General features: G+C 52.2%; 7 protein-coding genes. 5 read left to right on the top strand and 2 right to left on the bottom strand.

What is annotated here, in order from left to right; all coding sequences use genetic code 11:
• Position 1: 1 nt before the first annotated feature.
• Positions 2-1,594: an ATP-binding cassette domain-containing protein gene (locus tag Q0Y46_RS03640; RefSeq protein ID WP_297945006.1), complete on the top strand. Its 1,593-nt coding sequence runs from the start codon at positions 2-4 to the stop codon at positions 1,592-1,594.
• Between the two features lie 147 nt (positions 1,595-1,741).
• On the opposite strand, the gene Q0Y46_RS03635 is transcribed toward Q0Y46_RS03640, so the two are convergent.
• Positions 1,742-9,082, bottom strand: coding sequence for a tandem-95 repeat protein (locus tag Q0Y46_RS03635; protein WP_297945003.1), 7,341 nt, complete (start codon positions 9,080-9,082; stop codon positions 1,742-1,744).
• A gap of 465 nt (positions 9,083-9,547) precedes the next feature.
• Here Q0Y46_RS03635 and Q0Y46_RS03630 point away from each other — a divergent pair, with 465 nt between their 5' ends.
• The 3 genes from Q0Y46_RS03630 to Q0Y46_RS03620 all read left to right on the top strand — a co-directional run bounded on the left by Q0Y46_RS03630 (position 9,548) and on the right by Q0Y46_RS03620 (position 12,121).
• Complete coding sequence (locus Q0Y46_RS03630) at positions 9,548-9,958, top strand: hypothetical protein (protein WP_290927265.1); 411 nt, start codon at positions 9,548-9,550, stop codon at positions 9,956-9,958.
• Positions 9,959-9,961: 3 nt separating this feature from the next.
• Positions 9,962-11,479: a M23 family metallopeptidase gene (locus Q0Y46_RS03625; protein ID WP_297945000.1), complete on the top strand. Its 1,518-nt coding sequence runs from the start codon at positions 9,962-9,964 to the stop codon at positions 11,477-11,479.
• A 192-nt stretch (positions 11,480-11,671) separates the two neighbouring features.
• Entirely contained in the window at positions 11,672-12,121 is a 450-nt protein-coding gene (locus Q0Y46_RS03620; protein ID WP_295860129.1) for a hypothetical protein, read from the top strand.
• 77 nt (positions 12,122-12,198) lie between these two features.
• Here Q0Y46_RS03620 and Q0Y46_RS03615 read toward each other — a convergent pair whose 3' ends face one another.
• Positions 12,199-13,878 carry an FISUMP domain-containing protein gene (locus Q0Y46_RS03615; RefSeq protein ID WP_297944997.1) on the bottom strand — a complete coding sequence of 560 codons (1,680 nt, stop codon included), beginning with the start codon at positions 13,876-13,878 and terminating at the stop codon, positions 12,199-12,201.
• A 260-nt stretch (positions 13,879-14,138) separates the two neighbouring features.
• Here Q0Y46_RS03615 and Q0Y46_RS03610 point away from each other — a divergent pair.
• Positions 14,139-14,385: aconitase family protein (locus Q0Y46_RS03610; RefSeq protein ID WP_297944994.1), on the top strand; the 247-nt coding region annotated here is incomplete at its 3' end.

The following is a 14,385-nucleotide window of genomic DNA, read 5'->3' as shown; positions in this document are numbered from 1 at the left end:
CATGCTCAACGTCTCTAATGTCAGTCTTCAATACGGTAGCCGCGTCCTCTTCAAGGAAGTGAACCTTTCCTTCAAGCGCGGCAACTGCTACGGAGTCATCGGCGCGAACGGCGCCGGCAAGTCAACCTTCCTCAAGATCCTTTCGGGCGAACTCGAGCCCAACACCGGCGAGGTCACCAAGGATCCGGGCGAACGCATCGCCGTCCTCAAGCAGGACCACTTCGCCTACGAACAGAACACCGTTCTCGAAACCGTCATGATGGGTTTCCCCGAGCTCTACGAACTCGGCAAGAAGCGCGACGAACTCTACGCGCTGCCCGAAATGACTGAAGAACAGGGCATGCAGGCGATGGAAATCGAGACACGCTTTGGCGAAATCGGCGGCTACGAAGCCGACTCCAACGCTGCGGTGCTCCTCAAGGGCCTCGGCATCCCCGAAGAATTCCACTACAGCCTCATGGCAGACCTTGACGGCGGCCAGAAAATCCGCGTCCTCCTCGCCCAGGCATTGTTCGGCAACCCGGACATCCTGCTGCTCGACGAACCGACGAACCACTTGGATCTGGAAACCGTCGGCTGGCTCGAAGACTACCTCGAACGCTTCGAGAACATCGTCATCGTGGTGAGCCACGACCGTCACTTCCTCAACGCGGTCTGCACGCACACCTGCGATATCGACTACGGCAAAATCAACATCTACGGCGGTAACTACGAATTCTGGTACGCAGCCAGCCAGCTCGCCCAGAAACAGCGCAAGGACCAGAACCGCCGCGCCGAAGAAAAAATTGAAGAATTGAAGGCGTTCATCCGCCGCTTTGCTTCGAATGCTGCCAAGGCCAAGCAGGCCACCAGCCGCAAGAAGCTTCTCGACAAGATGACCGTCGAGGAAATGCCGGCCTCCAGCCGCAAGTTCCCGTGGGTCAACTTCAAGATGGACCGCGAACCGGGCAAAATTGTGCTCGAAGTCAAAAACGCCGACATCGACGGCGGCGACGGAATCGTCTGCAAAGGGCTAAACTTCAGCCTGAACAGTGGCGACAAGGTTGCGCTCGTCGGCGAATACGACACGCTCAAGACGGCATTCTTCCAGCTCATTGCCGAAGAGACCAAGTGCCCGGAAGGTGTGCTCAAGTGGGGCAACACCATCAGCTACAGCTACTTCCCCAAGAACAACGACGCCTACTTCGGAACGGACCTCTCCCTCGTGGATTGGCTGCGCCAGTACAGCAAGGAACAGGACGAAACATTCATCCGCGGGTTCCTCGGCCGTATGCTCTTCACCGGCGAAGAAGCCCTGAAATCGGCAAACGTCCTTTCCGGTGGCGAGAAGGTGCGCTGCATGCTCAGCCGCATGATGCTCAGCAACGCGAACTGCCTCTTGCTCGACGAACCGACCGCCCACCTCGACTTGGAAGCAATTACCGCCCTCAACAACGGCCTCACCGCCTTCCAGGGCCCGATTATCTTCTGCTCGCAGGACCACGAATTCGTGCAGACCGTCGCGAACCGCGTCCTGGAACTCACGCCGAACGGAGTGCTCGACAGGAGCATCACCTTCGACGAATGGCTCGAGACAAAGAAGAAAAAGAAGTAAGCTTCTAAAAATTGAATGCACGAAGCCCGGCCATTGCGCCGGGCTTTTTTTTTATACGCGACACACGGGGGCGCGCTACAAGTGTCTTATAAAAAAAGCCTCACAGACTTTTAGTCTGCAAGGCTTTTTCGATAGCTTTATCGAAGATTAGGATTTTTTCTTTCTCTTTTTCTTCTTGGGCTGGTCGGCGTTATCGTCGTCCTTGTCCTTGGCCGGTTCTTCAGCCTTCGGAGCTTCCTTCTTCTTGTCGCCGCCACGGAGGTCCTTCATCTTGAAGCTGACGTTGATTTCGGCAGTTTCAATCTTGGAGAACATTCCACCCGGGTCACGGACCTTGAACGTGAATTCGTCGAGGCCGCTGAATCCCTTGTTCGGCATGTAGGTGAAGGAACCGTCACGTTCGTTCAGCGTAATCTTGCCGTTGCGCGGCTTCTGGACGAGAGCGACAGCGACCGGCTTTTCGCCATCCGGATCGTTGACACCGGACATCAGGCCTTCGGATGCGGGAACGGTCAGTTCATCGCCTTCCTGGGTCATGTAGGTGTGCGGGACAGCAACCGGCGGGTCATTCACGGCAATCACCGTGAAGAGAGCAGCTCTGCTAGCCTTGGCACCTTCCGGGTCGGTCACCGTGAACGTGATGCGTTCCGGCTTGCCGTTCCAGTTTTCGTGCGGCTGAGAAATAGTCACAGTCTTCTTGAACTTTTCGTAGTTCACCTGCAGGTACTTGTTGCCAGTGAAGGACCACTTGAGTTCTTCGAAGCGGTTGTCCTTGTCGCGGGCATACTGGTCGAGCTTGATGACTGCGATAACGCCCTGACGGTCGTCTTCCTTGATGGTGAAGTCCGGAATATCGCGCATAACCGGTGCGGAGTTCACGTGCTTGACGACGAACTTGGCAACAGTCTTGTCGGAACCACCAGCCGGGTCGGTAGCGGTGAACACGAGCGTTTCTTCGCCGAACCAATCCTGCTTCTTGGGCCTAATCACGGCTTCGCGGCCGCCAGAAATCATCACGTCGAGGTTCTTTGCACCAGTGACCTTCCAACGGATTTCGTGGACCTTGTTATCCGGGTCGGTCACGAATTCGTCGAGCTTGATCGGCTTGAAGCCCTTGCCTTCGAGAGTTTCCTGGCCCGGGATTTCCTTCACGGTCGGAGGATCGTTCACGGGCTTCACAACGAACTTGACATCGATGGAGGCTTTTGCGCCAGCCGGGTCGAATACGTTGACGGTGACAATTTCGGTACCGTTCCAGTACTTGTTCGGGATTTCGGCGGTGAGGACACCCTTTTCGTCGATGTTGAAGTTGATTTCATGCTTGACGCTGGGCCTGCCCATCTTCATCACGATGCCCTTCTTGGTCTTGATCGGCATCGGCCTTGCATCGTCGAGAGACCAGGTCAGCTCTTCAGGAGCGTTATCCGGATCCTTGACCATCTTGGAGAAGTCCACAGGAGCGAACGTCTTCTTTTCTTCGATCATGAACGGCTGGATGGGCTTGAGAATCGGAGGATCGTTCACGGCGACCACTTCAAACGTGGCGTTGGTCGATGCGCTGGCACCAGACGGATCCTTCACCGTGAAGGTCAGGGTTTCCTTGCCATACCAGTTCGGAGTCGGAGTGAGCACCATGGCGCGAGTACCCCTGATATCCACCTTGAGGTCCTTGTTGCCCGTAACGCTCCACTTGAGTTCGTTCGGCTTGTTATCCGGGTCGACAGCGGCCTTGGAGAGGTCGATCGGCTCGAACTTTTCCTTTTCCTTGACTCTCTGGCCAGCGATAGACTTCACGACCGGCGGGTCGTTGACCGGCAGGACTTCGAAGAGAATCTGCTGGGTAGCCTTGGCACCTTCCGGGTCACGGACGGTGAGAGTAATCTTTTCGGAACCGCTCCAGAACTTGTCCGGAGTAGAGACCCACAACTGGTTCAGCTTGTCGATAGAAGCCTTGAGCTGGCGAGTCGCATTGACTTCGAACTTGAGGCTCTTGACCGGGTGATCCGGGTCGCTAGCAATGCCGTTCAGGTCGATCGGCTTGAACTTTTCCTTCTCGTTGATGGTCTGCGTCTTGATGACCTTCATTTCCGGAGCATCGTTCACAGATTCCACGAGGAAGTTCACAGTCTTGCTTGCCTTGGCACCTTCCGGGTCTTCGACGGTGAAGATAACGTTGCGTTCGCCGTTCCAGAACTTGGACGGGAGCTTCACATGAGCAATGTTCCTGCTGTCGATTTCGACTTCGAGATCGTCGTGCTTCGGTTCCGGAGCAGCTTCCTTCTCTTCGGCCTTTTCGTCAGCCTTGGCACCCTTCTTGGCGGCCTTCTTCGGAGCAGGCTTCTTGGGCGGAGCCGGCTTCTTTTCAGGAGCGCCGACCTTGGTCACCTTCACGCTCCACTTGAGTTCGTGGTTCTGGTGATCCGGGTCATGCACAAACTTGTTCAGGTCGATATCCTTGAATTCGCCCTTTTCGCGAATCTTCTGGTTCGGGATGTCCTTGAGCACCGGAGCGTCGTTCACGGAGGTGATTTCGAAGGTAATCGTCGCGGAGGTGGAAGCACCTTCCGGGTCGGTGGCTTCGATCACGACCATTTCAGGAGCGCACCAGAAGTGCGGATCCGGAGCAGAAACCGTGAGCACGCGGCTGGCAGAAATTTCAGCCTTGAGCTTCTGGTTGCCAGAAACCTTCCACTTGAGTTCGTTCGGCTTGTTATCCGGGTCCTTCACGAAATCGTCGAGCTGGATCGGCTTGAACTTGTCGCCTTCCTTGATCTTCTGGTCAGGAATTCTCTTGACGAAGCTCGGGGCATCGTTCACGCGAGTGACTTCGAAGGTCATCTTGTGGTTAGCAGAAGCGCCTTCCGGGTCGGTCACGGTGAAGGTAATCATTTCCTTGCCGTTCCACTGCGGGTTGGGCAGAGCGACTTCGACCGTGTTGTCCTTACGGTGGTTGATCTTCAAGAACTTGTTGCCGGTAAACGTCCACTTGAGGCTAGCAGCCGGGTGATCCGGGTCAGTAGCGAGGTTGGAGAGGTCGATAGTCGTGAAGCGGCCGTTTTCACGGATAGTTTCACCCTTCGGAGCCTTCTCGGAAATCTTCGGAGGATCGTTGATAGAGCGGACTTCGAAGCGAGCCGTCTTGGAAACAGCGGCACCTTCCGGGTCCTTGGCAGTAAACGTAATGTCGGCAGCGCCATTCCAGAACTTGTTCGGGATGACGATGGTGGCAACATGCTGGGCATCGACCTTGACGGAGAGCGTGTTGTTCGCAGCCGGAGCAGGTGCAGCTTCTTCCTTATTCTTCTTGCCCTTCTTGGCCGGAGCAGCGGCCGGAACAGCCCTGACCGGCTTCACGTCGAAGTACCACTTAAGTTCGTTCTTGGCGTGGTCCGGGTCGTTGATGAGGTCGTCCAGCTTGATTGTCATGAACTGCTTCTTTTCGTCGATAGACTGGCCCTTGAGTTCGCGGACGAACACCGGAGCGTCGTTGACGGATTCCACAGTGAAGGCAACTGTCTTGCTGTCAGAAGCGCCTTCCGGGTCAGTCACGGTGAACTTGATCTTTTCGGAGCCGTGCCAGTTCTGGTTCGGCTGCGTCACAGTCACCTTGTGGCTTGCGTCCATAGAAACCTTGAGTTCCTTGGCACCTTCAATCTTCCACTTGAGCTTGTTCTTCGGGTGGTCGAGGTCGTCGACAAAGTTGTCGAGTTCGATCGGCTTGAACTGACCCTTTTCCTTGATAGTCTGGTTCGCGATTTCCTTCATGATCGGAGGATCGTTGATGGACTTCACGGAGAAGGTTGCAAATGCAGAAGCCTTGGCACCTTCCGGGTCAGTCACGGTGAACGTGAGCTTTTCAGAACCGTTCCACATCTTGCTCGGGGTCTTGATGGTGACTTCGCCTTCCTTGGCGATATTCACCTTGAGGTCCTTGTTGCCAGTCACTTCGATCTTCAACTGGCCGAAGCTGTGGTCCGGATCCTTGATGATGTTGGCGAGGTTGAAGGAAGCAAATTCCTGTTTTTCTTCAACAGCCTGGTCGTTAATCTTGCCGATGGTCGGAGCATCGTTCACGGAGGTCACGGTAAAGACTGCAACGCAGCTGGCCTTGCCGCCATCCGGGTCAACGACGGTGAACGTAATCTGTTCAGAACCATTCCAGTACTTGTCCGGGATAACAATGCGAGCCATGCGCTTGTCGTCCACCTTGACGGAGAGCTTCGGAGTGTAACCCTTCGGGGCACCCTTGGCACCGTCAACATTGAAGGTCCAGGAGAGCTGTTCCGGCTTGTGGTCCGGGTCAGTCACGATGTCGCCCAGGTTGATGATAGCGAATTCACGCTTTTCCTGGATGGTCTGGTCCTTGATGGGCTTGGTGAAGACCGGGAGGTCGTTCACGGATTCAGCAGTGAAGGTGACAGAGCGGCTGTCGGTAGCGCCTTCCGGGTCGGTCACGGTGAACTTCACCGTTTCGGTACCGTGCCAGAACTTGTTCGGAGTTGCAATCGTCACGACATGCTTGGCGTCCATAGAAATCTTCAGATCCTTCTGGCCGCTGAAGGTCCACTTGAGCTGAGACTTGTCGTGGTCGAGGTCGCTAACGAAGTTATCCAATTCGATAGTCTTGAACTGTTCCTTTTCCTTGATCTTCTGGCTCGGGATGTCCTTCATGACCGGCGGGTCGTTGATGGACTTCACGGTGAACACAGCGTCAGACTTGGCAGAAGCGCCTTCCGGGTCGGTCACGACGAAGGAAATCTTTTCGGAACCGTTCCACATGGTGCTCGGAGCCTTGACGGTTGCAACGCCGTCCTTGTTGATTTCGACCTTCAAATCCTTGTTGCCGGAAATGGTCCACTTCAACTGGGCAAAGCTGTGGTCCGGGTCAGAGGCGAGTTCGGCGAGCTTGATGTCGCTGAACTGCATCTTTTCACTAATCATCTGGTCCGGAATCTTCTTGAGAACCGGCACATCGTTCACGGAGGTCACGGTGAACACGGCCTTGGACGTGGTCTTAGCACCTTCCGGGTCAGTCACGGTGAACGAAATTTCGTTGGCGCCATTCCACATCTTGTTCGGGATCTGGATCTTGGCGACATGGTTAGCATCAATTTCAACAGTGAGGTCGCCACCCTTGTTCTTCACGCCAGGAGCCGGGCTCACGGTGACAGCGAAGTTGAGGTCGCTCAGCTTGTTATCGGCGTCCTTAACCATTTCGCCGAGCTTGATGACCTGGAACTGTTCCTTTTCCTTGATGGTCTGCGGAGCAATCTGCTTCACGAATTCAGGAACGTCGTTGACGGATTCAACCGTGTAGGCAACAGAGCGTTCGTCGGTAGCGCCATCCGGGTCGGTGACCTTGATGACGAGCGTTTCGGAACCGTTCCACTGCGGGCTCGGCGGAGTCACCTTGAGCACGCGGTTCGCATCGATAGAAACCTTGAGTTCGCGCTGGCCGGTGATGGTCCACTTGAGTTTGTCCTTACCGTGGTCGAGGTCTTCGACATGCTTGTCGAGTTCAACCGGCTTGAACTGGCCCTTTTCCTTGATAGACTGTTCGGCGATGTCCTTCATGACCGGCGGGTCATTGATGGATTTCACGGAGAGCTTGAATGCAGAGGAGGCCTTGCCGCCTTCCGGGTCGGTAGCGGTGATGGTCACCGTTTCGGAACCGTTCCAGAGTTCGCTCGGAGTCTTGAAGGAGACTTCGCGGGTCTTCTGGTTCACATTGACCTTGATATCCTTGTTGCCAGTCACTTCGAACTTCAGCTTGGAGAGGTCGTGGTCGGCATCGTTCACGTATTCGTCAAGAATAATAGAAGAGAATTCGCTCTTTTCTTCGATGGCCTGGTCCGGAATCTTCTTGAAGACCGGGATATCGTTGATGGACTTCACCGTGAAGGTGACATCCTGCTTGACAGCAGCACCATCCGGGTCGGTGCAGGTGAAGGTCACCACGGCAGCACCATTCCAGTAGGTGTCAGGAATTTCAATAGAAGCAACGCGGTTTTCGTCGATGTTCACGTTGAGCGTGCCGGATTCCGGCATCTTGCCCTGGTGCTTCACGTCGGCATCCCAGGAGAGTTCGGAATGCTTGTGGTCGGCGTCCTTCACGTATTCGTCGAGCTTGATTTTTGCAAACTGCTTCTTTTCGTCGATGTTCTGGTTCGGGATAGCCTTCACGAATTCCGGCTTGTCGTTCACGGAGTTCACAGTGAACGGAGTTTCAGATTCGGCGCAGGCACCGGCCGGGTCGCAAACCTTGAACTTGAGCGTCTCGGAACCGTTCCAGAGCTTGCTCGGAACACCGATGGTGGCAGTCTTTCCGTTCAGGGCAACCTTGAGATCTTTATTGCCAGAAACTGTCCATTTAAGTTGTTCGAAAGTGTGGTCGGGATCTTTGACCAGCTGGTCCAGTTGGACCGGTTTGAAGTCTTGCTTTTCGTCAATCGTCTGGTCGGGAACGTCCTTGATGAACTCCGGCGGGTCGTTCACGGACTTGACCGTGAAGTTTGCCGTCGTCTTGGCGGATGCACCGGCCGGGTCGGTCACGGTGAAGGTCACCGCTTCGGAACCGTTCCAGAATTCATTGGGAATCCTGATGTTTGCGGTACCGTACTTGTCGATATCGAACTTGAGGTCCTTGTTGCCGCTGATAGACCATTTGAGCTTGGAGACGTCGTCATCAACATCGCTAACGAAATCGGACAGGGAGATAGATTCGAATTCGTTTTTCTCTTCGATCGTCTGGCTCGGAATCTTCTGCAATACGGGCGGGTCGTTAATCGGCTTGACCGTGAAGGTCGCCGTCTTGGAATCGCTTGCGTATTCGCCATCGGTCGCGGTAAACTTGATTTTTGCCGTACCATACCAGTGCGGGTCGGGAATCACAATCGTCGCAACGCGCTTCGGGTCGATTTCAACATTGAGGTCGCCGTCGGCTTGATCCTTGCCCACCGGTTGGATGTCGAATTCCCACAAGATTTGGTCCTTCGGGTGGTCGGGGTCTGTGACAAAGTTGTCGAGATTGATCTTGCTGAACTGCTTGCCTTCGTCGATAGTTTGGTCGGCAATCGCAGAGACTACCGGAGGATTGTTAACGGACTCTACCGTGAAGTTCACCGTTTCGGAACCCACCGCACCTTTGGTGTCGGTCGCCGCAAAAGTGATATCTTCGGAGCCGTTCCAATATTTATCCGGCGTTTCAATCGTCACTACGCGGTCTTTGATGGAAACTTTGAGTTTCTTGTTTCCGGATACGGACCACTTGATTTGTTCAGGTTTGTCCATATCGTCAGATACATAGCTATCCAACTTGATCGTAGCAAACTTTCCGCCCTCCTGAATGGATTCACCAGGAATGCCGTTCACGGAAGGAGCATTATTTTCAACTGCAGCAGCGCCACCTTTTCCATCTTGAGCGATTACAAAAGATGCCAAGACGCCAGCGGAGGCAAGCAGCGCGGCCATAGACTTCATTCGATTCATTTACGTTCTCCCATTAAAACACATAATTTCAAGCAATCCATCGTTTCACACTATCGACCCGATAGAAAAACTCTAACGAACCGCTTGACCGGTTACGTGATAACAATCACCAAATATAATGTATTTAAAAGTCAAATTGTAAAATATGTTTCGTTTTTAGCAAAAAAAAGACACCTTTTGTAAAAAAATGCAAATTACGATTGTGCGTAACTCATTGATACTCAACGACTTACAGCGAAAATTTTCAGGCAGTTTTTAAAATATTCAAAGCCAAGCCCCGTAAAAAAGAATACTGATAAAGGATTTTTAAGCTGATTACGCCCTAAAAATCGCTGTATATGTAAAATGTTTGTAAAATCAAAATTTTTAGGACGAAAGTAGGGGTTAAAAGCGTCTATATAAGGTGACAAATGCCCTAGAAAGATTTATTTTGCACTCATACATTCAAAAAAACAAGGACACACAATGAAATTCGTATTTCTGTGCGACGCCAACTACCTCAAGGGCGACCTCGTCAACTTCGTAAACAACTTCCCCACCAACCACGAACTGGTCACCATGACCTCCGATGAACTGCTCCAGTCCAGGACAATCTTCGAAGGCACATTCGCCATCCTGGCCGAACGCCAGACTTGGCAGAAGAATTTCAGCCTGTTCCGCTATTTCGGCCTGCTCCCGCTGCTCGAAGTGCTCCCGCTGGGTGTCGTTTCTCGCCCGCGCCGCCAGGAACCGCTCAAGGGCCGCAGCATGAACCGCAACCAGGAAATCTATTTCAACCCGACCGCCTCCCCCGAAGATCTCTACATGCAGGTGGACAACTTCGTGAAGGCTCCCCCTTCTGGCGTGACTTATCCCAAGGGCTCCGCAAAAGCCTAATTTATGCAAAGGAAAGTCCTCGACTACCTGTATAACCAAGGCGGATTGACTCTAGTTGCCTTCCCGAGCGAAACGGAGATTGATTTCGAAGCCTTGCAAAAATTCGCGCTAGCGCTGAACGCTGGCGCGCGTTTTGTTGTTATCGACCTTTCGAGCAGGTATCACGGGACTGCCCCAATCTCGACAGACGACCTTTTCTTGAAGCCACTCGGCGAAAAGCTGATCGATGAATTGACGCAGTTAGACGATGGCTGCGGCTTCATCACGCCCAAGATAGGCCACGTTCCCGAAGACGAGAACTCGTTCAGGAATTTCTTCCACAATATCGAACAAATTAAGAAGAAAATTCCGCACGTCATTGCCGTCCTCCCCACAGACGAAATCAACGGCGGATGCGACAGAATACTTTCTATTTGCAGGCTCCTTATTTTGTCTGCAAATTCTGCGGCAACAGCATCGAATTACCTTGCCGATGCAAAGAACATCGGGAAATGCGCCATTCTCTGGGACGTGCCCGAAAAGCCGGACAAGAAAAAGTACCCGACGATTGCGAAAGCAGTAAAGAGAAGCCCCTTCAAGTTGAAAAAACTCAAGGGATGCCGTTTCGCAAACGAACCGGAAAAGTTTGTCCATACTGTAAGCAACTTGCACAAGATAAGCATTCTCAAGAAGAACCCGATCGACGGGATTCCAAAGATTTTCCTTGTGCTGTTCCCACTGTTTTTGCTCATTGCGTTCATGCTTCCGTTCGCAAAAATTACCAAGGTCACGGCAACCATTTCGAACGAGCGCAACAGAATCCAGGAACGCAACAGCCTGACCGTCGCCCCGTCTTTCGAATTTACGTTCGATGGCAAGGAATCGCTGCAACGCATCGCCCGTTACGCCATTGGCCGTTTCAATGCTATCATCACGACCGACAAGATGGTGCAGCAGTACGTGGAAACAACTCTCGAAGAGAACAACTACCCTACCTATTCATGGCGAACCGATAATTTCAATATCCCGCCCGAAGGCACCACCATCAAGTTCTCGAGGCCGGACAACCTTGGCCAAGAAGCCGCCGACTCCATCGGAGCCGCCTGGAAATACTGGACATCGATCGTCACCGACAGCATCGCTTACCTGACTGAATTTTATTACAAAGAAGCCACAGCAAAGCACAGACTTCACCACGGCATCGACCTTGCTAGCAAAAAGGGCGCGCGCATCCTCGCCCCGTTCTCGGCAAAGGCGTGGACCAGTCGCGACAAGAACGGCGGAACGATTATCGGGCTAGTGCGCGAAAAAGATGTCATTCTCTTCATGCATTGTGACCAGCTGCTTTACTTGGACGGGCAAGAAGTCATGCCCGGCGACCCTATCGCGACCATTGGCGTTACGGGACGCACTACAGGGCCTCACGCCCACATCGTTACAGGCCTTATTTCGAAGAACGGAGACAAGACCATCGGCGGAGTTAAGTATAAAGTAATTGACCCCATGAAATGGTTCTACATGTTCAAACCGACCCCTCCGTGATAGCCGTCACGCCCCTTAAAAGACTCACTCCGTGAGCCTAGTCACAGAAACGCCAAATAACAGAAAATAATCACAAATTCGGGCCGTTTATTGCGTTTATTTTACAATTCTACTATCGTTTTTTCCCCGTACTTTAAATAACTTTGAATGTGGGATTGATAGAAAGGTTAAAAAGTCAAAAAGGTATTGAAAATGAAGTTAAGCATCCTGGCAACGCTTGCCATCTCCGCGACAATCCTCATGGGTTGCGCCTCCGTCAAAAAGCCCTCCGTCGAGATCGCCAACCATGACTCCGACCACAACATCCCCGCCATCGATCAGATGATTGTCGAGATGAAGCAGGCTTACATCGAAAAGTGCTACCTGCCGGTCGCTCACCGCAAGCCGCCCGAGAATGCCTGCCAGTCCGAACTCTTCCAGACTCTCGAACGCCGCTACCACCTGGACTTCAACCAGAACCATGTCGCCATGGCGAGCAACGACCTCTTCTTCAAGGATATCGATACCGAACTCCGCAAGATGCTGCGCTCCGACCCCGAAATCCGCCAGGCCGCCCGCAACGGAGGCTTCAAGAATGTCGGCGAAATGCTTGCCTACTACAAAGACAAATACAAGTTCGACACTCAGTTGGAACAGTACTAATAATCAAACGATTTTACGAGAGAGAAAAACCCGCAACCAATCGGCTGCGGGTTATTTCTTTTTATGGAAGAATTAAGCTAATCCTTATCCTTTATACAGCGAACATTAAATCCATGGTCTTTGTACGAGTTGCTTATAATCATGTTGTGTTCGGTCGGCAGAATCACATAGAACGAATGAGACCAGATGACCTCCACCGATGTCCAGAAGTAGGCCCTATCTCCATACCTACCCCATCCACCTTCGATAGACCTATAATCCAAAGGCAGTGCAGAGAATGAATAATCGTCTGTTCCACGACCAGTCCTCCAATCATCGGTATTCGATTTGAGCGGCGTACTTGCGTGGTTGGAATCATTCCATACACCATTTATGCTTGGATCTACGTTAATTGCAAGTGTTTTCCAATCTGTTACGCTCGGAACATGCCAACCAGCGGGACAAATGCCCCGAACGTAGAAATCTTCATCCCGGTAATCATCTTTAAAGCAGTAACCGTTAGCTTCAGCACCACACTCCTCTCTAGTCTTTCCAACCGCTGCAGCCCACGTATAATGGCGACCATATTTGTCGCAATTTTCAGTTTTCTGATCACCATCGGTAGCCTCATAGCACCAACTATTATCTTTAAGGGTCGGGTCTAACGGATCATAGTAGTTCAAATTTTGCGTCATCCATACTTGAGCTTTTTCACCACTGCCGATAGTCACAAATCCATAGACCTTAAGATCGCGTTTATCGCACATCTGGTTTTCCGGATCATACCCAACGTCACCACATCTGTCCATAATTTTGTTGTTTACGCAAATTTTTTCATTGGGATTATATGGCGAAAGCTTATCCCCGCACTTAGGATAGACGCCATTCCCCTGATAGCAGAATTCTAAAGTTGTATATGTTTTTCCGGCACAAAACGGCATTGCCTGACCAACCGCTTCGTCATAGCAGAAATGTGTTTCTGGATTAAATCCTTTTTTATCGTCTTTGCCGCACTTGGTCAGCAATTTTCCCGATTCATCACAAATCTTCACCTCAGGATCGTAAGCGATTGCTCCGCACATCGCTTTGTAGAGTTTGGTCGTCTTGGCATCATCGCCTGTGCCGCACTGCAAAGTAACTACACCATCGTCATCATCAGCTATCGTGCAGCTTGTACCAGGTTCACCCTTTAGCGAAGCAATCCATTCCTCCTCGGTGCCTTCGAAACCGGAAAGTTCAAAAGCGGACTTGCCGTCCACGCCATTCTTGATGGTAGCGACCTCATCGCCTCCGCACGAAATCGTGACGGAACCATCCTCGTTTTCCTTACCCTCGCAAGAAGCCCCGTCTTCACCCTTCAGACCATTCGTTCCGTTTGAAATGGTTCCGACAACCTTGCCTCCGCAGGAGAGTTCAAAACCGGACTTGTCCTTGAGGGCTTTCGCCGTACACGACGTTCCGTTCTCACCATCCTTGCCATCTTTTCCGTTAGCACCATTCTTGCCGTCTTTCCCGTCAGCGCCATCACTGCCGTCGGAATCGTTCGTTGCCAATGGACTCAACACATTCCACACGCTATCTGCACAGAGAAACACCGCTGCGGAATCCTTCACGAACACCAGTTCACCTTCGTTCTTGGCAGAACACTCGCCCAAATCCTTGAACTTGGCAACCGATGCAACGCCCGTGGTCGAGACTTCGGTGACCTCATCGCCGCAAGCGGTCAAACACGCAGCGGTTGCTAATGCAACAGATGAAACCCATAATATTCTATTCATAAGATTATCCTTATAGAGAGGTTTGAGAAAAAACATCCATGCAATTATACATTATAGAAAGAAGAACCGTTCCAGCAACATTTCTGTAAGTTTTTCGTAAGTACAGCCAAAATATAAGAAAATGACACGGACAATCAATGAACAGCCCACAATTCAATGCCCCATAATTCAATTATATCCAGAAACCGCTCTTTAGTTTCCCGTGTAAAATTCTATATTTGTGCCGCAATAAAACGCCAAAAACAAAAAGAGACATAATCATGGGAAAATCACTCTATCAGAAGATTTTTGAAAGCCACACGGTAGCAAAGCTCCCGAGCGGCCAGTGCCAGCTCTTTATCGGGCTCCACCTCTGCCACGAAGTCACGAGCCCGCAGGCTTTTGCGCAGCTCCGCGAAGAAGGCCAGAAGGTTCTGTTCCCGGAACGCACGTTCGCCACGGTGGACCACATCATTCCGACCACCTTCCCGGAACGCAACCGCCCGCTCCAGGACGGCATTTCCGAAG

It is taken from the genome of uncultured Fibrobacter sp. (assembly GCF_947305105.1).
Taxonomy (GTDB): Bacteria; Fibrobacterota; Fibrobacteria; order Fibrobacterales; family Fibrobacteraceae; genus Fibrobacter.
This window is presented reverse-complemented; position numbering and strand designations above follow the sequence as displayed.